Origin of the sequence: Wolbachia endosymbiont (group A) of Cydia splendana (genome assembly GCF_947179475.1) — a bacterium.
GTDB classification, from domain to species: domain Bacteria; phylum Pseudomonadota; class Alphaproteobacteria; order Rickettsiales; family Anaplasmataceae; genus Wolbachia; species Wolbachia pipientis.
This window is the reverse complement of record NZ_CAMXBP010000001.1, coordinates 558,355-584,275: the sequence shown is the minus strand read 5'-3', so window position 1 is coordinate 584,275 and position 25,921 is coordinate 558,355. Positions and strand designations below refer to the sequence as shown.

Annotated in this window: 25 protein-coding genes, 1 tRNA gene, 1 rRNA gene and 3 pseudogenes; 14 read left to right on the top strand and 16 right to left on the bottom strand. The window is 34.7% G+C overall.

Going from position 1 to position 25,921, the window contains the following annotated elements:
• Positions 1-75: 75 nt before the first annotated feature.
• Entirely contained in the window at positions 76-3,318 is a 3,243-nt protein-coding gene (locus OM961_RS02850) for a UvrD-helicase domain-containing protein (RefSeq protein ID WP_264339330.1), read from the top strand.
• Positions 3,319-3,424: 106 nt separating this feature from the next.
• Here OM961_RS02850 and OM961_RS02845 read toward each other — a convergent pair whose 3' ends face one another.
• The 7 genes from OM961_RS02845 to OM961_RS02815 form a co-directional block, all read right to left on the bottom strand.
• Complete coding sequence (locus OM961_RS02845) at positions 3,425-3,715, bottom strand: GIY-YIG nuclease family protein (protein WP_007549156.1); 291 nt, start codon at positions 3,713-3,715, stop codon at positions 3,425-3,427.
• A 277-nt stretch (positions 3,716-3,992) separates the two neighbouring features.
• Positions 3,993-4,367 (bottom strand): JAB domain-containing protein, encoded by a 375-nt coding sequence (locus OM961_RS02840; protein WP_264339328.1) that lies wholly within the window; start codon positions 4,365-4,367, stop codon positions 3,993-3,995.
• 10 nt (positions 4,368-4,377) lie between these two features.
• Complete coding sequence (locus OM961_RS02835; protein ID WP_264339118.1) at positions 4,378-5,703, bottom strand: IS4 family transposase; 1,326 nt, start codon at positions 5,701-5,703, stop codon at positions 4,378-4,380.
• A 57-nt stretch (positions 5,704-5,760) separates the two neighbouring features.
• Entirely contained in the window at positions 5,761-6,111 is a 351-nt protein-coding gene (locus OM961_RS02830) for a JAB domain-containing protein (protein WP_264339326.1), read from the bottom strand.
• Positions 6,083-6,313 carry a hypothetical protein gene (locus tag OM961_RS02825; protein WP_041573522.1) on the bottom strand — a complete coding sequence of 77 codons (231 nt, stop codon included), beginning with the start codon at positions 6,311-6,313 and terminating at the stop codon, positions 6,083-6,085. Before OM961_RS02825 ends, OM961_RS02830 begins: the two co-directional genes overlap by 29 nt.
• 142 nt (positions 6,314-6,455) lie before the next feature.
• A complete protein-coding gene (locus tag OM961_RS02820) occupies positions 6,456-7,052 on the bottom strand; it encodes an RDD family protein (RefSeq protein WP_015589093.1) in 597 nt (198 codons plus the stop codon).
• A 24-nt stretch (positions 7,053-7,076) separates the two neighbouring features.
• A tRNA-Leu gene (locus tag OM961_RS02815) sits at positions 7,077-7,159 on the bottom strand.
• Between the two features lie 107 nt (positions 7,160-7,266).
• On the opposite strand from OM961_RS02815, the gene OM961_RS02810 reads away from it, so the two are divergent.
• Positions 7,267-8,718, top strand: coding sequence for a replicative DNA helicase (locus OM961_RS02810; protein WP_015589094.1), 1,452 nt, complete (start codon positions 7,267-7,269; stop codon positions 8,716-8,718).
• Positions 8,719-8,834: 116 nt separating this feature from the next.
• Positions 8,835-10,022 (top strand): hypothetical protein, encoded by a 1,188-nt coding sequence (locus OM961_RS02805; protein WP_264339325.1) that lies wholly within the window; start codon positions 8,835-8,837, stop codon positions 10,020-10,022.
• 73 nt (positions 10,023-10,095) lie between these two features.
• Here the strand turns inward: OM961_RS02805 and metG are convergent, their stop codons facing one another.
• The gene (gene metG / locus OM961_RS02800) at positions 10,096-11,733 is read right to left on the bottom strand and encodes a methionine--tRNA ligase (protein WP_264339323.1); all 1,638 of its coding nucleotides are present in this window, start codon (positions 11,731-11,733) and stop codon (positions 10,096-10,098) included.
• A 139-nt stretch (positions 11,734-11,872) separates the two neighbouring features.
• On the opposite strand from metG, the gene OM961_RS02795 reads away from it, so the two are divergent.
• The gene (locus OM961_RS02795; protein ID WP_264339322.1) at positions 11,873-12,313 is read left to right on the top strand and encodes a TrbC/VirB2 family protein; all 441 of its coding nucleotides are present in this window, start codon (positions 11,873-11,875) and stop codon (positions 12,311-12,313) included.
• Positions 12,314-12,324: 11 nt separating this feature from the next.
• On the opposite strand, the gene ubiG is transcribed toward OM961_RS02795, so the two are convergent.
• On the bottom strand, positions 12,325-13,500 hold the full coding sequence (gene ubiG, locus OM961_RS02790) for a bifunctional 2-polyprenyl-6-hydroxyphenol methylase/3-demethylubiquinol 3-O-methyltransferase UbiG (protein WP_174515933.1): 1,176 nt from the start codon (positions 13,498-13,500) through the stop codon (positions 12,325-12,327).
• 347 nt (positions 13,501-13,847) lie between these two features.
• Here ubiG and OM961_RS07585 point away from each other — a divergent pair.
• Positions 13,848-14,781 (top strand): annotated as a pseudogene (locus OM961_RS07585) (IS5 family transposase).
• Positions 14,782-14,788: 7 nt separating this feature from the next.
• Positions 14,789-15,004: a hypothetical protein gene (locus tag OM961_RS02770; RefSeq protein ID WP_264339319.1), complete on the top strand. Its 216-nt coding sequence runs from the start codon at positions 14,789-14,791 to the stop codon at positions 15,002-15,004.
• A 70-nt stretch (positions 15,005-15,074) separates the two neighbouring features.
• Here OM961_RS02770 and OM961_RS02765 read toward each other — a convergent pair whose 3' ends face one another.
• On the bottom strand, positions 15,075-15,413 hold the full coding sequence (locus OM961_RS02765) for an outer membrane protein assembly factor BamE (RefSeq protein ID WP_006279908.1): 339 nt from the start codon (positions 15,411-15,413) through the stop codon (positions 15,075-15,077).
• Between the two features lie 131 nt (positions 15,414-15,544).
• Here OM961_RS02765 and OM961_RS02760 point away from each other — a divergent pair, with 131 nt between their 5' ends.
• From OM961_RS02760 to tsaB, 3 genes are all read left to right on the top strand, one after another.
• Entirely contained in the window at positions 15,545-16,534 is a 990-nt protein-coding gene (locus tag OM961_RS02760; RefSeq protein ID WP_155969016.1) for a ribonucleotide-diphosphate reductase subunit beta, read from the top strand.
• A 138-nt stretch (positions 16,535-16,672) separates the two neighbouring features.
• Positions 16,673-17,803 (top strand): dicarboxylate/amino acid:cation symporter, encoded by a 1,131-nt coding sequence (locus OM961_RS02755; RefSeq protein WP_264339318.1) that lies wholly within the window; start codon positions 16,673-16,675, stop codon positions 17,801-17,803.
• Positions 17,803-18,387 carry a tRNA (adenosine(37)-N6)-threonylcarbamoyltransferase complex dimerization subunit type 1 TsaB gene (gene tsaB / locus OM961_RS02750; protein ID WP_155969018.1) on the top strand — a complete coding sequence of 195 codons (585 nt, stop codon included), beginning with the start codon at positions 17,803-17,805 and terminating at the stop codon, positions 18,385-18,387. Before OM961_RS02755 ends, tsaB begins: the two co-directional genes overlap by 1 nt.
• Here the strand turns inward: tsaB and OM961_RS02745 are convergent.
• Positions 18,382-19,005: a DEAD/DEAH box helicase family protein gene (locus OM961_RS02745; protein ID WP_155969020.1), complete on the bottom strand. Its 624-nt coding sequence runs from the start codon at positions 19,003-19,005 to the stop codon at positions 18,382-18,384. The two genes, tsaB and OM961_RS02745, sit on opposite strands and share 6 nt — an antisense overlap.
• A 280-nt stretch (positions 19,006-19,285) precedes the next feature.
• Between OM961_RS02745 and OM961_RS02740 the strand changes: the two genes are divergently transcribed.
• Both OM961_RS02740 and OM961_RS07580 read left to right on the top strand, forming a co-directional pair.
• Positions 19,286-19,996, top strand: a complete 711-nt coding sequence (locus OM961_RS02740; RefSeq protein ID WP_155969022.1) for a class II aldolase/adducin family protein — start codon at positions 19,286-19,288, stop codon at positions 19,994-19,996.
• 105 nt (positions 19,997-20,101) lie between these two features.
• A pseudogene (locus tag OM961_RS07580) lies at positions 20,102-21,082 on the top strand (IS3 family transposase).
• Positions 21,083-21,175: 93 nt separating this feature from the next.
• Here OM961_RS07580 and OM961_RS02720 read toward each other — a convergent pair.
• From OM961_RS02720 to pstC, 4 genes are all read right to left on the bottom strand, one after another.
• On the bottom strand, positions 21,176-21,355 hold the full coding sequence (locus OM961_RS02720) for an ankyrin repeat domain-containing protein (protein ID WP_238514246.1): 180 nt from the start codon (positions 21,353-21,355) through the stop codon (positions 21,176-21,178).
• 426 nt (positions 21,356-21,781) lie between these two features.
• Entirely contained in the window at positions 21,782-22,126 is a 345-nt protein-coding gene (locus OM961_RS02715) for a F0F1 ATP synthase subunit epsilon (protein ID WP_006279902.1), read from the bottom strand.
• A 12-nt stretch (positions 22,127-22,138) separates the two neighbouring features.
• The gene (gene atpD, locus OM961_RS02710; protein ID WP_264339588.1) at positions 22,139-23,566 is read right to left on the bottom strand and encodes a F0F1 ATP synthase subunit beta; all 1,428 of its coding nucleotides are present in this window, start codon (positions 23,564-23,566) and stop codon (positions 22,139-22,141) included.
• A gap of 101 nt (positions 23,567-23,667) precedes the next feature.
• Complete coding sequence (pstC, locus tag OM961_RS02705; RefSeq protein WP_038199744.1) at positions 23,668-24,756, bottom strand: phosphate ABC transporter permease subunit PstC; 1,089 nt, start codon at positions 24,754-24,756, stop codon at positions 23,668-23,670.
• A gap of 107 nt (positions 24,757-24,863) precedes the next feature.
• Here pstC and rpmH point away from each other — a divergent pair, with 107 nt between their 5' ends.
• The 3 genes and pseudogenes from rpmH (at position 24,864) to OM961_RS02685 (ending at position 25,690) form a co-directional block, all read left to right on the top strand.
• On the top strand, positions 24,864-24,998 hold the full coding sequence (rpmH, locus tag OM961_RS02695; protein WP_006279898.1) for a 50S ribosomal protein L34: 135 nt from the start codon (positions 24,864-24,866) through the stop codon (positions 24,996-24,998).
• A gap of 19 nt (positions 24,999-25,017) precedes the next feature.
• Positions 25,018-25,341, top strand: a pseudogene (gene rnpA / locus OM961_RS02690) (ribonuclease P protein component); the annotation flags it as partial.
• 85 nt (positions 25,342-25,426) lie between these two features.
• Positions 25,427-25,690: a hypothetical protein gene (locus OM961_RS02685; protein ID WP_264339313.1), complete on the top strand. Its 264-nt coding sequence runs from the start codon at positions 25,427-25,429 to the stop codon at positions 25,688-25,690.
• Between the two features lie 85 nt (positions 25,691-25,775).
• Here the strand turns inward: OM961_RS02685 and rrf are convergent.
• Positions 25,776-25,882, bottom strand: a 5S ribosomal RNA gene (gene rrf, locus OM961_RS02680).
• Between the last annotated feature and the right edge of the window lie 39 nt (positions 25,883-25,921).

The following is a 25,921-nucleotide window of genomic DNA, read 5'->3' as shown; positions in this document are numbered from 1 at the left end:
TCTTCACTAACACTATTTTTACATTATATGTATAATGCTATTCTAGTCAACTTTTATAAGGTTCTCGCACTTCTGATGAGATCAAATGCCATAAATCCTAATTTCTCTGTGTGGGTAAATGCGTCCGCTGGTACAGGCAAAACAAAAATCTTAATAGACAGAGTATTGAGACTTTTATTAGAAAACAAAAGAAATATTCTTTGCTTAACATTCACCAATGCTGCAGCAAACGAAATGGAGAATCGCATTCACAGCATACTCAGTAAGTGGGCAATATGTTCAGATAGTGTGTTGGCAGCAGATCTAGAACAACTAGATTTCTTTCCAATGTCATCCCAGTGCGTGACACTGGGATCCAGAAAAAATAAAGATTATTTAACAAGAGCAAGAAGGCTTTTCTCTGAACTGGAAAATCTTGGTCTAACTATACAAACCATACACGCTTTCTGTTACAAATTAATCTCCAGCTTTCCTATAGAAGCTGGCATTGCTCCAAATTGCACGCTGAGCGAATGCAAAGAATTACATTCCATCATATTCAATAAAGTGCTTCATAACGAAACTGTGCAGGATGATATCAACCTTATTGCAACTGAAATTGATGAAAATAAACTACGCGATTTGCTTTATACTTTATGTATAAAAAGATCGATATCAGCAAATGATTCGAAATATATCAAAGATAAATTGAGCGCCCCAGATGAAATTCATGACTTACAGAGTGAAACAATCGAGCACGTGGAAAGACTAGCCGAGATATTAAGTGAAGGCAGTAAAAGAGATCAGAGTTATAGTGAAATACTTTATTCTACTGTCATCCCAGCTGGGATCCAGAAAAAAAGAACCAGTGTCAGCTACTCAGATGACACCGGAATAAAGTGGAATGACACCAAAATAGGAAACCTAGCCAAGGTATTTCTAAAATCAGAATCGCACGAAAAAAAGAGCATATCATCCATTGCAACAAAAAGTATTTTGGAGAAATTCAAAGATGCAGAGCAAATAATAGAGAGCGTTCAGAATGTAGTATTTACCCATATAAGAGACATGAACTCTTATCAAATATTCAAGAAAACCAGTAGCTTACTTGGTGTATTTAAAGTATATGTTGATTTGTATAATAGTGAAAAATCAAAAAATGCACTGCTTGACTACAATGATATAATTGACTTAGCAACAAATCTTCTCAGCAATCCAAACTATAAAGATTGGATATTGTTTAACTTGGATCAAAAAATAGATCACATCCTTGTTGACGAGGCACAAGACAATAGCATCAGCCAGTGGAAAATTATAACAAATCTCTGCGATGAATTTTTTGCCGGTAATGATGAAAAGCGAACCTTATTTGTAGTTGGTGACGTAAAACAATCCATATACAGATTTCAAGGAGCAAATCCCCATCTATTCAACTATATGCAACAATACTTTCATACGAAAACTGGTGGTAGAGATTGGATATCATGCCAACTTGAAAAGTCATTTCGCTCAACTCCAGAAGTTTTGATGCTTGTAGATAGAATATTTAATAACTTCCGCGCAGAAATATCTTTTAATGATAATGAAATAAAACATGTTCCACATAGAGAAAATGACCAAGGATATATTGAAATTTGGCCAGCGTTACCAAGGCGCAAAGAGAAAGAACAGCGAGCTTTACAAATTCCTCTGACATGCAAGGAAGGTTATACAATAGCAGATCGATTACTTGCTCAAACAATAGCTAACAGAATTCACAATTGGTTAAACGAAGGGCGGATTTTAGTCACTAAAGATCGCCATATAGAGCCAAGAGACATTATGATTTTGGTGCGACAACGAAACGTGTTAGTTGATTACATAATAAGCGAACTTAAAAAAGCAAATGTGCCAGTTGTAGGCCGGGATTATTTTAGAATTATGAACTATATAGCCGTGCAGGACTTAATAGCTTTGGCCGAATTTTTACTCCTCCAGGCAAATGATTTAGCTCTTGCAAATGCTTTAAAATCACCGCTATTTAATTTCACCGAGGATGATTTATTTAACATTGCATACGACCGTAAAGAGCATTCACTATGGGAAAGAATTCACGATTATTCTGTGGTTATCTATAGTGAATTAAACTATCTCATTAACTTATCTCGCATAGAGTCTCCTCTTGCACTATTTACGCATATATTACGTACAGGTAAGAAGAAATTTGCTGCAAGGCTAGGTCTTGAGTGCTTTGAGGTCCTAGACGAATTTATGAACCTCGTGTTGCAATTTGAAAACCCATCTCTTCAAGCGTTTGTTCAATGGATCAAGGAGAATAATCCGGAGATTAAGAATGATATGCAATCAGAACGCAATGCTGTGCGAATAATGACAATTCACAAATCAAAAGGTCTGCAAGCTCCCATAGTATTTTTGGTTGATACAAACACAGTGCCAAGAAACAGTGAAAGCATTATCTTTGATGGAACGGAAGCACCATTTTGGTGTGGAAAAAACAACAACGCTTATTGCGATCAAGTAAAAAGAGAGAAAAAACTAGAGGATTATAATGAATATTTGCGTTTATTATACGTAGCACTCACGCGTGCTGAAGATGAGTTATACATCTTAAGTAAAGAGCCAGTGCAAAAGGGCTCTTGGTATGATCTAATCACTAAGTATGGAGAACCATATGAAAAGAAACAAAGGGGTTTACGGCCAATATTTAAAGAAAAAGTTGAAGTATTATGCGTGAATGCAAACTACCCTTACATTTATAAAAAACGTGATTACTTTGACGTTCCGGTCATTTCCCTTCCACCAGCTTTAGCCCACTCTTCGGTGTCATCCCAGCGCGTGACGCTGGAATCCAGTGAAAAAGAAGGAGCAGAATGGATCCCAGTGTCAGCTACTTGGATGACAGATGGTTATGCAAGAGGCCTGATTATTCACAGCATATTGCAGTATATGCCCAAGATAGAAAAAGAAAGGAGAAAAAATTGGGTCAGAAAATACCTTGATAACATCAGCGAAGATAAGGATGAAATTTACAGTAAAATATTAGCCTTTAATGAAAAATATGGCTATTTGTTTGACTTGGAAGGCAAATCAGAGATTACACTGAGTGGAACAATTGATGGCAAGTCAGTATTAGTACGACTAGATAGGCTATGCATAACGCAAGATAAAGCAATCATAATTGACTACAAATCACACCGTAACGTTTCTGTTTCCTTATTAAATGAAATAAAAAAACAGATGTTAATCTATAAAACCTTAGTACAAGAAATATATCCAAACAAGCAAGTAGAGTGCGTGGTTATTTGGGTGGAAGATTTAACCATTCAATCTGACTTTTAACGAAACTTGATTGCAAGAAATAGCTACTACGTCATACCACCGCGAACCGTCATACCGCCACTCCTTTCTCGTCATCCCGCTACGTGTTAGCGGGATCTCAGCATAGCTATCTTAAAGCTAAGTAATATAAGTCAACCCAGCTAGGATTCTTTTGATTGATCAAATTAATTTTCCACTGCCTTGGCCATTCTTTCAGGCGCCTTTCTCTTGCAATAGCTAAACTTATATCTTCAAACTCTTCAAAATATACAAGTTTATTTACATTATATCTTGATGTAAAACCTGAAACAATTTTGTTTTTGTGTTCCCAAATCCTCTTGATCAAATTTGCAGTTACACCAATATATAATGTGCTATTAGCTTTATTTGTAAGTATATAGATATATGATAACTTCATCTTAATCGTTTATAGCTAAAGTAACTGAGGTTTATCAACATTATACTACACCATCATGCCACAATAAATCTTACCGTCATACCACCGCGGATAGATCCCGCTAACACGTAGCGGGATGACGAGTTACTATACCGCGGCGGTATCTCAGCCGCTAACAAGCAGCGGGATGACAGCAATCTACGTCATACCGCGATTCATTCACGGTATCTCTTAGCCGCTAACACGTAGCGGAATGACGATTGTCGGTAAATCTAAGTTACTGTAGCTATAAAGGCTTTCACAACAACCTATTTTCCTTGAAACTAAAATAGCTACTGAATGTAATAATAATGTGGTCTATTAATTCTATTCCTATACTTTGGCAAGCTTCTGCTAGTTGTCTAGTGAGAGATATATCGCTATTTGAAGGTTGTGTATCTCCGCTTGGATGATTGTGAGATATTACAATGGATGTTGAACCAATCAAAAGTGCGCGCTTGATGATCTCTCTGACATAAAGAGGAGTTTGATCTACTGTACCAATATTTTGCAGGTCTTCCGCTATTAGACGATACTTTTTATTCATATAGATGACACGAAAATTTTCCTTATTGAGGCTTCCTATACTTATTCTTAAATAATCAAGCAATTTTTCCCAGTTATCGATTACCATACGCGTCAAGTTAAGAGATTGTGAGCAAATTTAGAGAGGTTAAAGTGGATACTCTAGCCCTTCTACGTTTGTCTTTTAATGAAAATCGCGACCAAGTTATAGTGAGTTTTTTAAGAAATGCTTTTAAACTATTAATTTTGGTTAATACTAAAAATAACTCTCTAACCCGCCTTTTTAGCTCAATAAATGCCTTTGTTAAGCTAAGTTCTGTATTCTTTTTCACTTCTGTGCAACCAACTATGCCGTGAAATATAAGAATTGCGCACAATTTAGCATATAGTTCACATAATACTCTGCATGGCTTTCCTTTTAGCTTATCAAGCCTGATATGGCTTTTATACAATTTAAATAATAACTCAATTTGCCACCTTACTCTGTAAATCGTTAATACTTGCTCAGCACTAATTTTATTTTCTGGAACATTAGTTATAAATATTGACCAGTTCAACAATTTTTGATTTCTTTTAGAGGATGTATATCCCTGCGATCTTGCTAATCTATTAGCTTTCCTTCTTCTGGCCATAGACTGTTCTTCAGTTAGTTTCTGACATATAATTCTTACTCTAATTTTTGCTTCTTTTCCTAACAATACCTCGTTTTCTAAAAATAACTTATCCTCTAAACATTCTAATAACTCCATTTTTTGATTTGTTTCTACATCATATATGTTGGTATCGGATTTATAACGACTTATGAAATAAGCTCCTATTTCATTGATTTGTTTAAAAGAACTTGGCACAAAATAACCGAGATCAGATATTAGCAAATCATTGCTTAATATATTACTTAAATGTTTCCTATATCCCTGGTCTGATCTTACCCCCTCCGTTAAATTAAGTTGGTCTATTATCTGATTCATGTAGTCGAAAACTAATTGTAACTTTATTCCAGACTTAGTATTGCTTTCATAGCCACTGTAGCTAGTACCATAACCTTTATACATCTCTTCCATACTGTTAGGTAGAGTAATATAGCTACTGTCCAATAATTTAACACTATTAAATTGCTGTAAGATTTTGCAATCAACTTGCAAGATATTTTTAAAGAGAATCACAGATTCATTATACATCCTTTTCATAAATTCCACTGCTTCTTCAGTAAATCTAAAATCCAAACCTTGTTTTGTTATATCTATCGAGTCCTCGTTTAGTAATTGACACATTGTTTCTACGCTACAATTATCAACTCCTATATTACCCAAGACCATGGCTTTTACGAATGATGAACCTTTTAGCTTTCTCTTTCTTTTTATAAACCTTGTTGTAATTGAGATTTTCTCTGCTTTTTCATTAAAAAATTCTTTGAGCTTTTTTGATAAGCAAGTTATTTTATTCATTGGTTCTCTCACTAAAAGTATATCTGGGAGAACTTATACCTTATTATTCTATCTCTTTCATACCTTTATTTCCTTAACTTGACGCGTATGGTTATCGATTACAGGCAGGTTTTTTATTTCTTCTCTTGCAGAACGAACAAAGGCTTGTTTTACACAAAAGATGGCAGATATCGCTGCATTGCTGACATCATCAACGTTTTGCAGCGCTTCCAGGTCAGCATTAAAAACTTTATTTAAGCTGCCAAAACTTTCTATCAAACTCTTTGCCACCGGTTTTACATCAATTCTACTATATGCTGAATATAAAATGTGCTCTAAAACTTCATAATCAAGTAATGATTGTCCATTATCTAAAATAATTTTCTCTCTTAGGCGCTTTCTATGCCCCTTTTTGTAATTTTTCATCATCAATGAATTGCTTATCTCTTGTATAATAAGAAATTAGATTTTTAAGTAAAATATTTAATAAAGCGCATGACGCACAATTGTAAGAACATTCATTTTTAAAGACAGCAAATGGTGTCATGAAAGTAGCTGAGACACTGTCCTCCTTTGTCATCCGAGTAGCTGACACTGGTTCCTTTACGACGGCAGTGCCCAGAGGTGTCATCCCAGTGCATGCACATAGTGCAAAAAATTAAAAATAAGACGCCAATACGTAATACTGTTGTCGTTTAATCTGCACAGATTGAAGATAAATGAATACCTTCAGTATCATGATAAAGGGACTGGCGAAGGGTGTCAAGTAGTTTTTAGCTCTGCCTTCTAAGGCTTTTACTCGTGACAACCACTGTGCCTGCGATCTTATCGTGCCAAGTTTGACAGCGTTTGTTGAAATTTGACCATAAAAAGCCCAAGAACAATGGTGCAACTGACAATATAAAGGAAAAAAATCTCTTTGTTGCTTGTTTTAGGGTCATCTTTTCGAAAGTTTGTGCATCCACAACTCTAAGCCCAAATAATAGTTTTCCAGGTGTAGTAGCAAACTTTACCCACATATATATTACATAGCAAAAGAGCATAATAAACTGGACTATTTGATTTAGGATTAGTAATTTTATAAGTCTACTCTGCGTTGTCTTTTCTTCCGCAGACAGTGGTGCTTGCATTGGGGATTTTGCAGCAATTTGACTTAATATTTTGCTATCCTCTGAGTTCATAAAGAGCTGATTTAAGGCTTGGCTGCAAAACTGCAAGAACAAAACGATAATAATCAAATCAAGCAATACTGATATATAGCGCCTGAGGCCCGTTACATAACATATCCCATTTTCATCTTTCTTTACCTTTTGAATAACATTTATAGAAGAAAAAATAGAAAATAAACGATTAAAAAATTTATGTAACATATATATACTTTCCAATATTTAACCTGCCCCTGGCCGGACTTGAACCAGCATGCTTTTGCAAGCAACAGATTTTGAGTCTGCCGTGTCTACCATTCCACCACAGGGGCATTAAGTTTTAATGCTATAGGCAACACGGAATTAGTCAAATTTTATATGTCTTTCAAATCAAAACTAAATATTCTACAATAATCAACAATTACTCTCAAAACTTAAAATGAATGAATTAGCCAATCTCCTCAGTTCAAGAAGTGTAGATAAGGAAATATGTAAATTACCGCATAATTTAGAAGCTGAACAGATGCTTATTGGTGCAATGATTCGTGATAATAGAATCTGTGATGCAGTTGAAGACACAATTACAGCAGAAAATTTCTATGATCCACTGCATCAAAGTATTTTTACGCAAATATCTAAAACCAGAAAACATGGCATAGTTGCCAATGAACTGAGCCTTAAAATGTTTTTTGAAAACGACCAAGCATTTACCGAGTGTGGTGGGGTAGAGTACTTAGCAAAGCTTGCAGCGAAGGCAAGTATTGCACTTGATATTTATAGTTTGACTAGAATAATCCGTGATACTTACTTAAGGAGATGTTTAATCAAGCTCGGGCAAGAAATAGTTGGTGATAGCTACAACTACGATATTGAAAATCCTGCACAGGCGCAAATTGAACAAGCAATGACAAAATTGTTCAATTTGGCAGTAAAAAAACAAGGTGAGAAAACATATATAAAACTTGCAAGTTCAATTAAAGATGTAGTTGAGAAGATCAGCACACTGAAAAATAATCCAGAAGCGCTAGGCGTTACAACCGGACTTCAAGATCTAAATCAGCTTCTTGGTGGTCTACAAAAATCTGATTTATTAATTTTAGCTGCAAGGCCTTCTATGGGTAAAACAGCATTGGCGCTAAACATCGCACTTAATGCTTGTAAGATGTTGCAAAAAAGAGCAGATAAGCAACACTATGTAGCGTTTTTCTCGCTTGAAATGTCAGCAGAGCAATTAACTGCAAGGCTGATCACTATAGATTCAGGAATTAGTTATTATAAGGCATTAACCGGGAGAATTAGTGATTTTGAATTGCATGAATTTATCAATACTAGTACAGAATTATCTGAACTGCCTTTCATCATAGATGACACCCCTGCGCTATCAATTAGTGCCCTTCGCACCAGAATACGCTTGCTGTATCAATTATATAATGTAGAAGTGGTATTCATTGATTATTTGCAGCTAATCAGAGGAACAACAAAAAGGAGTAATGAAAATAGAGTGCAAGAAATCTCGGAAGTGACGCAGGGTTTGAAAGCAATTGCAAAGGAGCTAAATATTCCCATTGTTGCACTATCTCAGCTCTCTCGTTCTGTTGAGCAGAGGGATGATAAAAAACCACAACTTTCTGATTTACGTGATTCAGGGAGCATAGAGCAAGACGCAGATATAGTAATGTTTCTCTATAGAGAAGAGTATTATGAACTAAGAAAACAGCCAAATGAAGGAAACAATAAACATCGGGAATGGCAAGAGAAAATGGAAAAAATTAGAAACATTGCAGAGCTCATTATTGCAAAGCAGAGAAATGGACCAATTGGCAGTGTGAAGCTATATTTTGACTCTAACAGAGGTGCATTTAAAGATTACACGGAAAGGCATAGTTCATAGCTTGACAGCAATCTTCTTGTTCCCAAGTTTATCAATTATTTTTTTATGTAAAGATAGCTTGACAACTTCTTAAAAATCCTTTTATAATGGTATTATATTTTATAATACGTGAGATGATGAATAAAAACAATGTACCCTATTATATAGCTGGAACTCTGGCTGCTTTAACTTTATTAGCATCTGGAGTGTTTGCTGCAGCTCCTTATATTGGTTTCTTAGCTCCAGTTGCAGCATTAAGTGTTGGCCTTCCATTTATTATTGGTGGTGCTGTATTTTCTGCTGTAGCTATTGCACTTTCGTATGCAGCAGTTAGTAAGAACAAAACTATTTCTGAGAAGGAAGCTCAGCTTTCTGATGAAAAAAGTAAAGTAGAAGCTAAAGGTAAAATAATTTCTGAGAAAGTAAAAGAAATATCCGAAAAAAATACTCAACTGGCTAATCAAGCAAAAGAGATAGAAGATAAAGATAAAACTATTTCTGAGAAAGATCGGGAGATTTTTAGAATGAAAAATGAGTTGGCTGCAACCAGAAGGATTAATGCTTCTCAGCCAGGTAATGCGGTAGAATTTGATAGCATAAACCAGCAGCTTACTAAGAGAGATTTCGAAGTACAAACTCAAGAGCAAGCCATTATTTCACAAGCAAAAGGGAAATTTAATAGTGTTGGAAATAAATTAAAAAATATTTATGATACTATGCCATCAACTAAAATAGAATTTTCATGGGTCTCAGAAAAATTTTCACCATACTGGAATAGTGTTAAAAACTTGATGTTTGGTAATAAGGCAGATCAAGCAAGTGGTGCTAGTCAACTTTCAAGTGAATCTCAAGGTAATGGTATTGTTATTCCAGAGGGGGCAAAGCTAGAGCTTTCTCCAATATTATTTGATTTTTTGTTTAGAGAAAAACAGAAGATGGTAAGGCAATTTTTAAGAGAGCAAACTGATGAAAAAAAGAATGTGGCTACACAAGAAAATTTAAAAACTGAGACTCCTAGCCAGGAAAATCAGATGAATATTGATAACGTTCCTAAGCAACCTGATCATTTAAATGTTGATGCTGCTAAAAGGTATTTAATGAGTCTTTCTGAGGATCAGGATGTATTTTATGATGCAGAATCTGGTGATGAAAAAGGTACTGAGATTTCTAGCCCAGAAAGTCAGCCAACTAAAGAAGAAAATGGTCAAGGCTGGTTTGCATGGAGCCTAGGAAAGGTTAAGTCGGCAATGACTGAAGTAGTAGTGATAGATGCTGATGTTACTAAATCACATTTTGCTAAAGTAACTAAGGCACTTGCCACCTAACTTGAATATGTAGACAGCGGTGTGCACCGTCGTTAACTAAAGATAATCCCATCCAGGAGAAATAGTTTTTACACTATTTCTCCTCTTTAGCATCAACCCTCAAAAAAACCGGCGTAGGTTTAGGCAATGTTATGCCTGAACTTACGCACGCGTCGCACAAAGATTTTAAATCTCGTTGTTCTTTCGGAATTTGCAGTTGATTTAGTATCATCTCTGCTGACTTGGGAACGATTGGCTGCAATAAAATGCCTATTATCCTGATATATTCCAGTAACTTGTAAATTACTAAATTCATGCGCTCTCTGTCAGTTTTGCTTAGTGTCCAGGGTGCACTTTTGTCTATGTAGGCATTTGCTTCAGAAGAGATGTTGATAATTAGAAGTATAATCTGGTTAAATTCATACTTTGATAGGTGATTCATCACTTGATCGAGTATAGCTTTGCAACCTGGAAGACTTTCTTCACCTTTAAGTAGGCTTTGATCGATTGTTGGTACAATTCCAGAACATTGCTTGTGTAAAAATGAAATTGTTCTTTGTACTAAATTGCCTATGTTGTTTGCCAGTTCTGAATTTATCCGGCTGATCATATTTTTCTTACTAAAGTTGCCATCTTGGCCGAATCTTGCTTCCCGAAGGAGAAAATAGCGTAGCTGATCAACACCAAACTCTTGAGCGAGGCCAATTGGATCTATGACATTACCAAGGGACTTGGATATTTTCTCTCCCTCGTTCAACCACCAACCATGAACTGCAATTTGTTTTGGCAGTGGCAGGTCTGCTGCAAGGAGAATCGCTGGCCAATATACAGCATGAAAACGCAATATGTCTTTACCGATTACATGAACGTTGAAAGAGTTGTCAGCTAGGTTTGCAGCGCTTGACACTGGAATCTGCGTTTTCCCTTGGTTTGGTGTCATTCCAGTGCTTGACACTGGAATCTGTGTTTCTGGTTCTGCCCAAAACCTCTTATATTCCTCACCTTCAGTACTAGGGAAACCTATTGATGTAAGATAATTGGTTAATGCATCTATCCAAACATAGATTACGTGTTTGTCATTACCTGGTACTTTTATTCCCCAGTTAAAACTAGTGCGAGAGATTGAGAGGTCAATGAGCCCTGATCTTACAAACGATATCACTTCATTTCTTCTGCTCTCAGGAAAGATAAAACTTGGCTGATTTTTATAGAGTTCCAGTAATTTTTCTTGCCAGTTTGATAAGCGAAAAAAGTAACTCTCTTCTTTTATCCACTGGACCTCAGCACCTGTTGGTGCTTTGCCATCTATCAGCTCTGACTCCTGATAAAATGCTTCATCACGAACTGAATACCAACCCGAATAGGAATCCAAATATATTTGCCCTCTCTCTTCAAGTCTATTCCATAAAGCTATAACTGCTTTTTTGTGACGTTCCTCCGTAGTGCGAATAAAATCGTCATACTCAAAATTCATGAACTTAGCCAATTCTTTAAATGAAACGCTCACTTCATCTGTAAATTCTTTTGGCTGCATTTCCTTTGCTTTAGCTGCTTTTTCTATTTTTTGTCCATGTTCATCTGTACCGGTGGTAAATTTGACATTTTTCCCAGCTAGTTTCATGAACCTTGCCACCACGTCACACAAGAGAGAAGTGTATGCATGACCAATATGCGGCTTATCGTTTACGTAATATACTGGCGTGGTGATGTAAAAGTTCTCGAATTGTTCCATGGTTTAGCATTTTGATAAAAATCAACTGAGTTAATTATAGTATTAAAAAGGCAGTAATAAATAAATATTGATTGGGTTAAGCATAATTTTTGAAAAAAGCTATTTACTGAAATTTTATTAAAATAAGAAACAATCAGGCATGATTATTGAAAGAACAATGAGAAATTTTCTTGTAATTCTATTTATAGTTTTCTATGCATTTGATGCACACGCTGATGGAGCAACAGATGTAATGTGTAATGTAATAGGTTACGTTCATGGAATAGGTAGACCAATGATTACAGTGGTAATAATTGGTTCAAGCTTACTTGCAATATTTGGCAGAATGCCTTGGCCTGCACTTTTCGCACTGGGTATGTTTGTTGCTGTGTTTTTTGGTGCTCCTCAAATTGTAACAAAGGTAACAGAAAAAGAAGTTTGTTGTCTTTTTAAAGGTCAAACCTTGGAGAATGGAAAGTGTGTTGCTGCTCCTGGATATGAACGTGTAGGTACAGATTATGCTTGTCGTTCCGGTTGGGCGCTAACTAATAAAGGCTACTGTATAAAAGCTGGCCAAGATCCTTCAAAGTATTGGAAGTGAAAATGGTGCTTTTATAGAGTTAAATCTAACAAACCGCAGAGTATATAATTAACATCCACGCCTTTAGTTAGATTCCACTCACGCTTTATTACGTTGTACTCCATGCCAGCCATGTTTTGCAGCGTTACATTATTTTCTCTTAAGTGATTTGCAATTTCTGACGGCTTGAGAAATTTATTCCAGTTATGTGTACCTTTTGGCAGCCAATTTAATATGTACTCTGCACCAATTATTGCAAGGCAGAAGGATTTGATAGTTCTATTTATTGTGGATATAAATATCAGCCCATTCGGTTTTAGCAGTTCTATCGCTTTTTTCATGAAAAGCTCTAAATTATCCACATGTTCAACTACTTCCATCAACAGAACCACGTCGTACTTCTTGTCATTGCTTAGCTCTTCAATGCTGGTGTGTATATATTCTATATTTAACCCTACTTTTTTTGCATGTGAATGCGCTACTTTTATGTTTTCTTCACATACATCTATTCCCACAACGTTAATGCCAACGCGTGCCATTGACTCTGACAAAATGCCACCACCGCATCCAACATCAAGCAATGATAATTCTTTCAAATTGCATTTTTTTAACTCTTTTATTTTCTCAATAATGTAAGATACTCTAACAGGATTCATTATGTGCAATGGTTTGAATTTGCCGTTCTCATCCCACCACTGGCCTGCCATTTTAGCGAATTTTGATATTTCATCTTCGTTATAAGTTTTTGTTTTTTTTTTCTTAGAGGTTATATTGCTGAGTTTATCAAGGCGTTTTTTATGTCTGCTTTCTTTTGAAAATTCTGTTTCGAGGAATTGTTTGACTATGTCTTTTGCTAATCCACTCGCAGTAAATCCTGCACCAAGACACAGTACATTTGCGTTGCCATGCTCGCGAGCTAATTTTGCGATCTCAACACTGTTACATAAAGCAGCGTAGATTCCTTCAAAACGATTTGCCACAGTACTCATGCCCAAACCTGTACCACAAATTAATATCCCATAATTTGCTTTTTTGCTTGTTATATCTTCTACAACTTTAACAGCATAGTTTGGGTAATCTACACACTTTTGCTTAGCAGTGCAGCCTTGATCTACTACTCTGTAACCTAGGGCTTCCAGGTAAGGTTTTATTTCTGATTTTAATTCATAACCAGCATGATCTGAGGCAATTGATACTATACCTAACATATAAGAAATAAGGACATTTTATATGGGTTTGAACTTTCTGTCAAGTCATTCAATGCTTCTGACCTTTTGGGAGTTCTAAAGCTATAGCTAAGGTTTTCCTACGTCATACCGCAATTCATTCCACAACTGTACGAACATTGTGATTTGAGAATAATCTCCGCCAGGAAGGGTGTCATCCCAGTGCTTTGGCACTGAGATCCAGAAAACTTAATTTTAAATAAGTACACCAGATAGCTGTATAATAAGAACTGGATTCCAGTGGGCTTTGTTGCATAGCAACTGAAAAAATCTGGTGGCTACTGACAAAATTCATTATAAAATAGCCATTTAACCTTGAAAGAAAAAATATGCCACAAAAAATGAGGGTCAGTAACCATAGCGAATATAACAAATTTCTAGAAAAAAGAGGAAATATTTTTCATTATATCAACGAAGCCATAGAAAAGTGGTACGAGAATGGTCCAAAAATACCAGGTGGCAACAATATTTATAGCGATAAAGTTGTAATTTTGGTGCACATAATAACTTGTTTATTTAGAATAGGCCTGAGGCAAACAGTTGGGTTTATAGCAGGATACCTTGAGCAAATTGGGAAAAATTTGCAAGTTATCAGCTATTCACAATCATCAAGAAGGTTTAAGAAACTCAATATTAAGATCAATGATTGCAGAAAATAATATGGAAGATATCGAAATTGCTATAGACAGTACAGGAATTAGTATATACAACAACACTCCTGGTCATAGCAAAGAAAATAGCGAAGATAGAAAGTATCGCAGCTATGAACAGACAAGAAAATTGCATGTAATGTTGAATACAAACAGCAAAAAAGCCATAGCTGTAAAATACAGTAACGGCTGATCACTATGGAGCTTGTGATTTGCTAAAAGAAGTCGATTTTCAGTATGTCATAAAAGTACTATATGCAGATAGGGCATATGACAGAGAAAAGCTCTATAAGCTGTGTAATCAATATGGTATAAAAACGAAAATTCCTCCAAAAAACAACGCAGCAGAGCATCCAAAGTTAGACTATATGGCTGAGAGAAATGCTGCAATTAGACTAATAAAATCATGCAGCGAAGATGGAATGAAGAGGTGGAAAAGGCAAACAAACTACGGAAAAAGATCTTATATAGAAAGTTTTTTCTCGCGACTGAAACAAACATTCGGGTTTAGTTTTAGGAATAAATCTGAGACAAATCGAGAAAAAGAACTAAATGCTATTTGCTTAATAAATTCACTGATATTGGTATGGCTAAATTTGAGATAGCTTCATAAATTTATTGTGCGTTACCTACTATCCGAAGAGCGATGCAACAAAGCCCACTGGGATCCAGTTTTCTTTACAAATTCACCAAAAGTGCTTCATTCTATAACGCAAAACCCATACTTACCAAACCCAATGCATTACTTGCAATTAAGTTTCCTGGATCCAAGTAGTCTGGGCACTGCCGTCATAAAGGAACTAGTGTCAGCTACTTTCATGACACCCTTCTGGTAGGCCCAAATTGCAATGTTCGTACAGTTATGGAATGAACCGCGGTATGACGTAGGAAGATCTGAGCAAACTTTCAATCAGAAACAGCCAAAGATCTCTCTAAGATGTCAGTTTCTTTTGTATCTTCAACTTTACCGTCCTGGTCGAATGAAATTTGCAGAGACTTACTACTATACTTCCTTTTTCCTAAAAAATTGGCTTGTTTAATTTTATATGAGACATAGTACCAAACATTGTCATCGAACTTTGATACTAATGTTGGTGATCCTAAAGTGTGAACCACTTTTTCTTTATCGTCACCTACTTTTATCTTGCTCCACAATTCAACACTAATGCCAGGAGCTCCGTGATTGTGAATAGTGTGAGTGCAGCTCACTGTAAATAATAAAATAAAAGATATTAATACTCGCATTTCTGTTGATAAATTACTTGAAGCTATAATACACTAATAAATTATCTGCCGTCAAATTTCAAAAAAGTTAAATTGACTGATTCTCAATATCACTTAATATAATATTTACTTTAGAAAATAATAGGTGTCTTATGTCATTGTTAGAAGCAGATCCAATATACAAACCTTTTAATTACCCTTGGGCGTATGATGCGTGGCTGCAGCAACAAAGAATCCATTGGATACCTGAGGAAGTTCCGCTTGCTGATGACGTAAAGGATTGGAAAACTAAACTTTCAAGTGTAGAAAAAAATCTACTAACCCAGATCTTTAGATTTTTTACTCAGGCAGACATTGAAGTAAATAACTGCTACATGAGGCATTATTCAAATATATTTAAGCCAACGGAAATATGCATGATGCTTGCAAGCTTTTCCAATATGGAAACTATACACATTGCAGCTTATTCTTATCTTTTAGACACAATTGGCATGCCAGAAAGCGAGTATCAAGCATTCTTAAAGTATGATGCTATGAGAAAGAAGTATGAATACATGTTAGAATTCGAGGAAAGCAAAAAACACGATAAAAAACATGTAGCTAAAACTCTAGCGGTGTTTGGTGCATTTACCGAGGGGTTGCAGTTATTCGCATCATTTGCAATTTTGCTCAATTTTCAACGCTTTGGAAAAATGAAAGGCATGGGACAAATAATTGCCTGGTCAGCCCGTGATGAAACTTTGCACACCAATTCAATTATCATGTTGTTTAATACATTTATTAAAGAGAATAATGAAATTTGGGACGACGAGTTTAAAGAGGAATTATATTCTGCATGCCGCACTATTGTTGAGCTTGAGGATGAGTTTATAAAGCTTGCTTTTAATTTCGGAGACGTTGAAGGACTATCTGCAGAAGAAGTGCGCAATTACATACGCTACGTAGCAAACAGACGGTTAATGCAATTAGGTCTTGAGTCCATATATGATGTTAATGATAATCCTATTCCGTGGCTTGATGAAATACTAAATGGCGTGGAACATACGAATTTCTTTGAAAATAGAGTAACAGAGTATAGCCGTGCAGCAACTCAAGGCACATGGGAGGAGGCTTTTACTGAAAACGACACGAATAATAAGTGAGTGCTAATTTCACTCTTCTTTGTCATTCCAGTGTCAGCTACTTTCATTACGTCATTTGCTGTGCAGTTTAGACAGTTTTGCTTTACTTAACAACTAACTTACCATATATATGTCCATAGGACATTGGTATATAAGAACGTGCTACAACTATTAATCTTACTCACGGTCATCACTTCAGTTGCATTCTTTGGTCATTTAGTTCCAATGGAAGCAAAAACCTTCTTGTACTCAACGAGCCTGAGTATAAAAGAGGTTTTGCTATTTATAATGCCTTTTATTATTTTTGCGTTAATCTTTAGCAGTGTTAACAATCTTAAGCAGTCAGCTATAAAGTTCATATTGTTACTTATTATAATGATCTTCTTGTCAAATCTGGCTTCAAGTTTAATAGCTTATTCTGTTGGGCATTTTATCATACAAAACACTCATTCAATACAAGATATAACGTATGAAGAAACAATTGTTCCCTTATGGTCGTTTAGGCTGCCTGCATTGCTTTCTAATTTTTATGCCCTTGCCTGTGGATTTGTGTCCAGCATAGTAGTGTCCACACTGCTACCCAAGAAAAGCAAAGAGCTTTCGAACAAAATGTTAGATTTAACTCTCTTTCTTTTGAAGACGTTTTTGACGCCGATTATTCCAATATTTGTACTTGGGCTTGCTTTAAAAATGCAGCATGATCAAGTTTTATCTATAATATTTAAGGATTACTCAATAATTTTCATTATTATAGCATCTGCAACCTACCTTTATGTTTTCCTCTTATATGGAGCAGCAAATTCATTCAAGATCACAAGCTGGATAGCTAGTATAGGCAATATGATACCGGCATTTATTACTGCAATGAGCACAATGTCTAGTAATGCAACTATGCCACTTACTCTTGAAGGAAGCAAAAAAAATGTAAAGCAACCTGACATAGCATCGTCTGTTGTACCAATAACTGCTAGCTTTCATTTAGTAGGTGATTGCTTTTTTATCATAATATTATCAATGATAATTGCCTCCGGTTATTCATTGTTCACAATAGATTATGTAACTTTTCTTCTCTATTTTTTGTTATTTAAGTTTGCTATCGTGGCAGTGCCGGCAGGAGGAATTATGGTAATGCTACCTATTCTTGAGAAATATCTCAAATTCTCTCCAGAAATGCTTTCGTTAATTACAGCATTGTATATAGTGTTTGATCCAATAATCACTTCAGCAAATGTTATGGGTAATGGTGCCTTTACTATAATATTTTCAAAACTCTATGATAAGCTTAAGTAATGTCTATTTTAGCGATTGATACTGTAGGTATTGGTAGTTCAATAGCAATAGTTGATTATGATGGTAACTGTTTTGTAGAGCACAATTCCACCAGCAATAGTCATGCAGAATCATTTTTTCAAATACTAAGTACTTTATTTGATAAGCACAACTATAATTATGATAAAATAGATCATTTGGCGGTAGTAGTTGGACCAGGAAGTTTCACTGGAATTAGAGTTGGTATATCAGCTGCACAAGGTATAAATCTTGCTACAAATAAGCCGTTATACGGGGTTAGTGCGCTGGAAGTTCAAGCCTACGCAATATCTTTGCTTTGTGCAAATAGCAAAAAAAATATCAGAGCTATAATCAAAAATGCTCAAGGGTTTTATACACAGTTATTTGATTTCAATTTATTGCCGCTGTCTGGTCCAACTGCAGCATGTGACCCCGGTTACGCTACAAGCAGTACACATATGGATTGCAATTTAAATGCTAGCCATGCAGGGCTATTAGTTCATTATAGACTGAAGAACAAGCAAAAATTAAATGAAGTTGAAGCTCTATATTTAAATGAGCCTCAGTATATGAAATTGCTATAGACTATTTTTTTGCATACACGCAATTTGGCTAAGCTTGTGCATCTGGTTTACTATCTCTTGAGCTACTTCTTTTATACTCATATTTGAATTTTCTATCTCTATAGCACTCGGTGGTGTAAATAAATTGTTAATCCTACATTGCTCTATCATGCTATTTAGATTAATCACCTTCCTATTTTTTCTTTGCCTTTTTAATGCAATACGCTTTTGTAATGTCGGTAGATCACACCTAAGTACCACAGGAAGGATTTCTGTGTTCATTTTTTTACTAAGCCTTACTATTGAATCATACATCCTCATGTTCTGGTCATTATTTTCCATCAACTCATCAATAAATATGTAATTTTTTGAGTGAATCGGATAATTTTCTATTACCTGAAGCATAATTTGCATAATGCCATATATTCTATCTTGAACTTCTTTAGGTATTTGATCACGTTCAAAGACACCATCGTATATAGAGCAAGCTTGAACATTGTTATAGAACTTGCTATTTACAATTAATGCGTCTATCATATTAGATAATTCTATTGCTGTGGAAAGTTTACCACTTCCCGAAAGACCAGAGAGATATATGAAAAATCCTGCTGGCTGTTTTTTTGTGTTAATATTTACCATATTATTTTCAATCTTGAAACTTACATTTATAATAACATAAAAATGAAGCTTTAAAACATATGAAATATTATATAGAAAATTATTTTTGTAGTTAAGATATTATGTAATTTAAAAACATAAATTCTGTATATAAACTCTATAATAACGATAACTATTTTTAAGCAAGCTACAACACAAAAGTGTTTGGTATTCAGAAAGCAAGACAGAGTGGCATAGACTTATTAGTTTACTACAAGTCTCTTTTCGCGTATAAACCTTCAGAAGATTCTAACAGAGGATTGTGTTGTTAACAAAGAGCAGAGTAAAAAGGGATCTAGTCTATGCCTATCAGATTTTGTCCTACCTTAAGTTCGATGATCATACATATACTCACCTTTCAGTGCGTTCTGAAGATCAAAAGTCGTTTTATATTTATCCGTTTGGTATGCGTTTTGATGAAGTAGATGAACGTTCGTTAATGAAAGTATCATTTGATGGAGATGTAATTGAAGGCAAAGAATATCAATATAATAGAACTGGCTATATAATTCATGGTTTTGTTTATCAAGCAAGGAAAGATATTCAAGCAATTTTTCACTTGCATACACCTTCTATTGTAGCGGTTTCTTCTCTCAAAGATGGGCTGCTTCCTATAAGTCAATGGGCACTGCACTTTTACAATAAAATCTCTTACCATAATTATAATTCCCTAGCACTTAGCGATACAGAAGGAAAGAGGTTAATAGCTGATCTGAAAGAAAATTTTGTCATGTTAATGCGTAATCATGGATCTATAACGTGTGGTCGGACTATACAAGAAGCAATGTTCTACACATATCATTTAGAACGAGCGTGCAAAACTCAATGTTTAACGTTAGCAATGAATAAGGAGTTATCAATTCCAAGTGAAGAAATTTGCTCAAAAGCTGTAAAGGATCTCCTATCTTTTGAAAGCAATCTTGGTGAGAGGGATTGGCACGCATGGGTTAGACTAATTAAAAGTAAGTTGTAAGAGACTTTCGCACTACTATCTGTCATCCAAGTAGTGACCTTACCCAGAAAAAGTAGAGAGAAAGTTAAGACGTTTTTGGAGTAAAATAAAACGTTTTTTCAAAATATGACAAATAGAAGAGAATATACAGCAGAATTCAAATTAGAAGCTGTTAAGCTGGTTAAAGAAACAGGTCAAGCAAGTACAAAAATAGCAAAAGATCTAGGTATAGATGGTAGTATGTTAAGTAAGAAAATATGATGGAAAAATGTCTGGAGCATACGCATTTCCAGGCAAAGGCTCCTTATGACAAAGAAAGATTTGATCTAAAAAAAGAGCTAATAAGAGAAAGAGACATCTTAAAAAAAGCCCTGGGCAAAGAAAAAGAGTAAAGTATTCTTTTATATAGAAATTGCTATAAAACACAGGAACTATGTAGGGTTTTGTACTGGTGGTATTGGTTGCTAAGGAAAAAAGCAGTAAAGAATTAGCAAAAGAAGGGCTTCTAGCAGATATTCAAAAAATACATCAAGCTTCTAAATGCAGATATGGAGCCCCTAAAATTCACGCTGAATTAAAAGCTTTAGGCAAAAATTAAAACAGTACAAAGTGTTATGCAAGAAAATGGCATTAAAGCCAAGTTTAGACGAAGGTTCAAAAATAAAAAACAGCAAATAAGCAACCGAGTTGTGGCTCCGAACACATTGGATCAAAATTTTACTACTGATCAGCCAAATAAAGTTTGGGATTACCTACATAAAAACTAAAGAAGGTTGTTGGCGGCAATAATTGACCTATATTCACGCATGGTGGTTAATGAGTAACATGATAATTAGTTATAGATTCTTTATTGATGGCCGTTGATAAACGCAAACCCGATAAAAATCTGCTGTTACATAGCGATCAAGGGTCACAGTATACCTCTCAAAATTACCAATTTCTATTGAATACAAAAAACATCATTTCCAGCATGAGCCATAAGGGCTGTTGTTACGATAACTCTGTTGCAGAAAAGTTCACTTAAAAGGGAGCTGCTTATTGATACTTCTCGCTCAACAAACCAGAACTGCCATATTTGAATACATAGAAATCTTTTATAACAAATAACGTAGACATTCTACTATTAACTATTGCATTCCTGCACAATTTATTCTCATGATAAAAACGTCTTAACTTTCTCTCTACTTTTTCTGGGTAAGGTCAATTTGGGTCTGCACCATTTTTGAGTAATAGTTTTACTTCTTGTGCATTACCATCTTCTACAGCTAGGAATAATTGTTCTTCCTGTGTTTTTACGCGTGTTTCCACATTAGATATAAAAAATAACAATACTAAACATGCAATACCAATAATGCTAATATATTTTATAATTTTTCTCATAAGATATTTTACAATGCTTCTAATAATATTAGATATCATCTATAAAATTAAAAAATCCATGAAAGGGGATGAAAATATGTAAAAAAGTATTATTGATTAATTAAAAACAGATTTTGATTTGATAATACTAATAAAATCGATTTATCTTAAATTTACGTTGATTTTTACCTGTTATTTTTTGTAGTTTATCCAACGTAAATTCCAGGTAAAACAAAGTCGTTATCTCCAACCGTTACAACCAACTCTCCTTCTTTAATTTTTATTTGATTAGGTGTATGGTCCCATACCATCACACTCTGGGATCATACACCTAAAGTACTCCGACACTGGGATGACACCCCGGGGTTTCTGGGATGACAAAAAAGAGCCCCCTGAGCAAAAATCTTATAGCCACTTGAATGATAATTGACTTTTTGCCTAAAATAACTAAGAAAGAAACTTCTCATCAAGATAACTTAAATATATACTAATTCTCTTATTTTTAAACGATTTCTCATCATGAATTGCACGATCAAAAACCTGAATTTGACTTGTTATAATGCTACAATTATTATTTGCAACTTCTAATACGCCACTATCAATTACAACCTTCTTTTCTGTTTGGTTACTCATTTTAACAGTAATCATACCAGGCAATAAATAAATTAAGTAAGGAGCATGGTGAGCTAAAATCATAAGCTCCCCTTCGAGCCCAGTTACTGAAAGAGAAACCACTCCACTGAATGAAATTTGATCATCAGGAGAGAAAAATTGCACTTTAAAAGTATTCATAATCTTTAACTTTTATTTAGCTTCAGCTTGTATTAATTCAGCCTTTTTTATTGCTTCATCTATATTCCCCACCATATAAAAAGCAGCCTCTGGTAAGTGATCATATTTGCCTTCAACAATCCCTTTAAAACTGGAAACAGTATCAGAAAGTGAAACAAATTTACCAGGCATGCCAGTAAATATTTCTGCAACGTGAAAAGGTTGAGAAAGAAATTTCTGAATCTTACGAGCCCTATCAACAATAATTTTATCTTCATCAGATAGCTCATCCATACCAAGTATTGCGATAATATCTTGCAGTGATTTATAAGTTTGCAATATACGTTTCACCTCAGAAGCTACATTATAATGTTCTTCACCAATGATTTCAGCAGATAAAGATTGAGAAGTTGAATCAAGTGGATCAACAGCAGGGTATATTCCCATTTCAGCTATTTGCCTTGACAACACTGTGGTTGCATCAAGGTGAGAGAATGTAGTTGCTGGGGCTGGATCAGTCAAATCGTCCGCAGGAACATATATAGCTTGCACAGAAGTAATAGAGCCAGAAGTTGTTGAAGCTATTCTTTCTTGCATTGCACCCATATCAGTTGCAAGGGTTGGCTGATAACCAACAGCTGACGGTATTCTTCCAAGTAAAGCAGAAATTTCAGAACCAGCTTGTGTAAATCTAAAGATATTATCCACAAAAAATAGAACATCTTGATTTTCCTTATCACGGAAATATTCTGCCATAGTAAGTGCTGTTAAAGCAACTCTAGCCCTTGCTCCAGGAGGCTCATTCATCTGACCATAAACCAAAACAGCTTGAGATTTTTCATGCTCATTTATATTTATTACATTTGAAGTGATCATCTCGTGATAAAGATCGTTACCTTCACGCGTTCTCTCCCCTACCCCGGCAAACACAGAAAATCCTTTATGAGCTTTTGCTATATTATTAATTAATTCCATTATTAGGACTGTTTTACCAACACCGGCTCCACCAAATAAGCCAATTTTTCCTCCTTTAAGATAAGGTGCAAGAAGATCTATAACTTTTATTCCCGTAACTAAAACTTCTTCCTGTATTCTCTGTTCAGTAAAACTTGGAGGTGCTCTGTGTATAGGCTCTAAGTTATACTTTCCCTTCAGTGGACCACACTCATCTATAAGCTCTCCAACAACATTAAAAATCCTTCCTAAAGTTGAACGCCCAATTGGCACCGATATTGGTGCACCTGTATCAACAAATTCATCCCCCCTTGACATGCCATCTGTGCTATCCATAGCAATACAACGAACTATATTGTCACCTATATGCTGCGAAACTTCTAAAACCAGCTCCTTATCCTTATATTTTAGTTTGCTTTTTAAAGCATTAAATATTTTAGGCAATTCACCTTCAAATTTTATATCAACAACTGCTTGAGTTACCTTAATCGCTCTACCTATATTCATCTCTTTATTTTTATCACCTAACACTATAATTCCATAAAAGAACTTCTAAAGAAAATAAATTTTATATTATTAATAGAAATTTTGCAACATTAAAACGCTTACTAGTTACGCTTCATTACAAACAATGCAAATGCATTTAATAGCCAAGTAATAATAAACAATACTAAACTAAGCGCATAAGCAGCAAGAGTTTGTACACTATTGAAATCCTGATCTCCGGTAAGTAATGTAGCGATCTGCACGGTAATGGTAGTAACTGAATTAAGAGGGTTAAAAGTCAAATTTGCGTTGATTCCCACAGCCATTAGCACAATCATTGTTTCACCTATCACTCTTGAAATTGACAATAAAATTGCACTTAAAATTGTAGGCATTGCATAAGGTATTGTTATATGCCATATAGTTTCCGCTGGAGTTGCACCAAGTGCCATGAAGCCATAACGCAAGCTTTTTGGAACAGATCTTATGGCATCTTCGAGTAAAGAAATAATAAAAGGAAGAATCATTATCCCAATCGATAAACCGGCAACTAAGGCACTTTCTGAGTGTATACTTAAACCAAAAAAATTTGCTACCTGCTTTATAAAGAAAGACAAAAACACAACCGCGAAATATCCATATACAACCGTAGGAATAGCAGACAAAACTTGCAAAGTTGTATTAACAATATAACGCACTTTCTCACTCGCATATTCACTAATATATATTGCAGAAAATAAACCAAGCGGAACGACAACTAACATTGCTATAATAGTTATAAGTAATGTACCAACTAAAAGCGGCGCTATACCAAAACATCCTATCTTTTCTTCATTGATAGTGACTACATTGTGGCCCCATTTCAAGCAAAACAAGAATTCTGAAATAGCTACTTTATTAAAAAAACTAATGGATTGAATAAAAATAGACAGCATTATAAATAAAGTGATAAAAAATGATATGGCCAAAGCCACAAATAACGAAAGTTTTATTATCTTATTTCTTTTATTTTTAAAGATAAAAGCAAGCATGAAAAAAAGTAACGCTATAGAAATAAAAGTTACAAAACAATTATTATAGAATACTAACAACCAAGTTAGCATCCATACACAACTAAGATATAGATAAGATTTAACCTTATTTACTTCTTGAAACCTACTAAAACAAAATAAAAGGATTAGTAAGACAGGTATGACTATCACCGAATTCATTCTTCCATGCATCAAATTTTATTCTACGAAAATGTCATACAAGTTCACCATTATTTGACAATAAAGTAAAACAATTTAAAATAAATAATTATATTAATATAAAAACAATGAAGAGAACATTTCAACCAAAAAATTTGATAAGAAAGCGCAGACACGGATTTCGTTCACGTATGGCAACAAGAGCTGGAAGAAAAATCCTTAATAGGCGCCGTTCATTAGGGTGTAACAAATTATGCGCATAGTAAGTATAAAAAAAAAGATTTTTCTTCTGCTTTCAAAAATAAGTTAGCACTCAACAGTCTTTTTTATCGTGGGCTTTATATATCACTGTACGCTATAAAAGAAAGAGAACCTGAAAAGTACATTCATACTATTAGAGTAGGTCTGGCTATCAGTAAAAAAACCGGAAAAGCAGCAAAAAGAAATAAAATAAAAAGGCAACTACGAATGCTTGCTAAAATTAGCATTTTAAATATAAGTAATATAGGGCACTACTACATAATACTAACTCATAGAAACATTATGCAAGCAAGTTATAAAAATTTACAAAAAGATCTAACTATTTGCTTAAAAAAGATAAAATAAAAAAAATCTCAATTAAGGTATTTACAACTATATTTTTTATGATAATATAGGTAAAATTTTTAAAAATAGTTAATGGGTGTGGTGAATGGTAGAGGATATAAAAGAGGTAAATAACACAGGCTTTGGTCAGATGTATCAATTCTTATTTCTTCCTAAAGGAACAGGAACAGATTGGAGGTCAGCATTTCGCCAACAAGAAGAATTATTTAAAAAAGTGGGAGGTAATGTAATATTACCAGAAATCAGTAATTCTCCTTCAAAAGGGAATCAATTAGGGGAAGTAGGAACAATGCTAAATAATGTAGAAAATGACCAAGAACATATAAGAAAAAAAAGATATCGTAGTTAAAGTAAAAACTTAAAGAATAGTAACAAAACAAGAAAGTTAAAATATAAGTATACCTACTGTCTAATTAACAAAGAAATTTTTATAAACTTGGCGGCGACCTACTCTCCCTTTTCAAGTACCATCAGCGCTAAAAAGTTTCACTTCCGAGTTCGAGATGAGATCGGGTGGTTCATTTTTGCTATAGCCACCAAGTCAATAAAAATTTCTAACTTAACAATTTTAACTTAATAT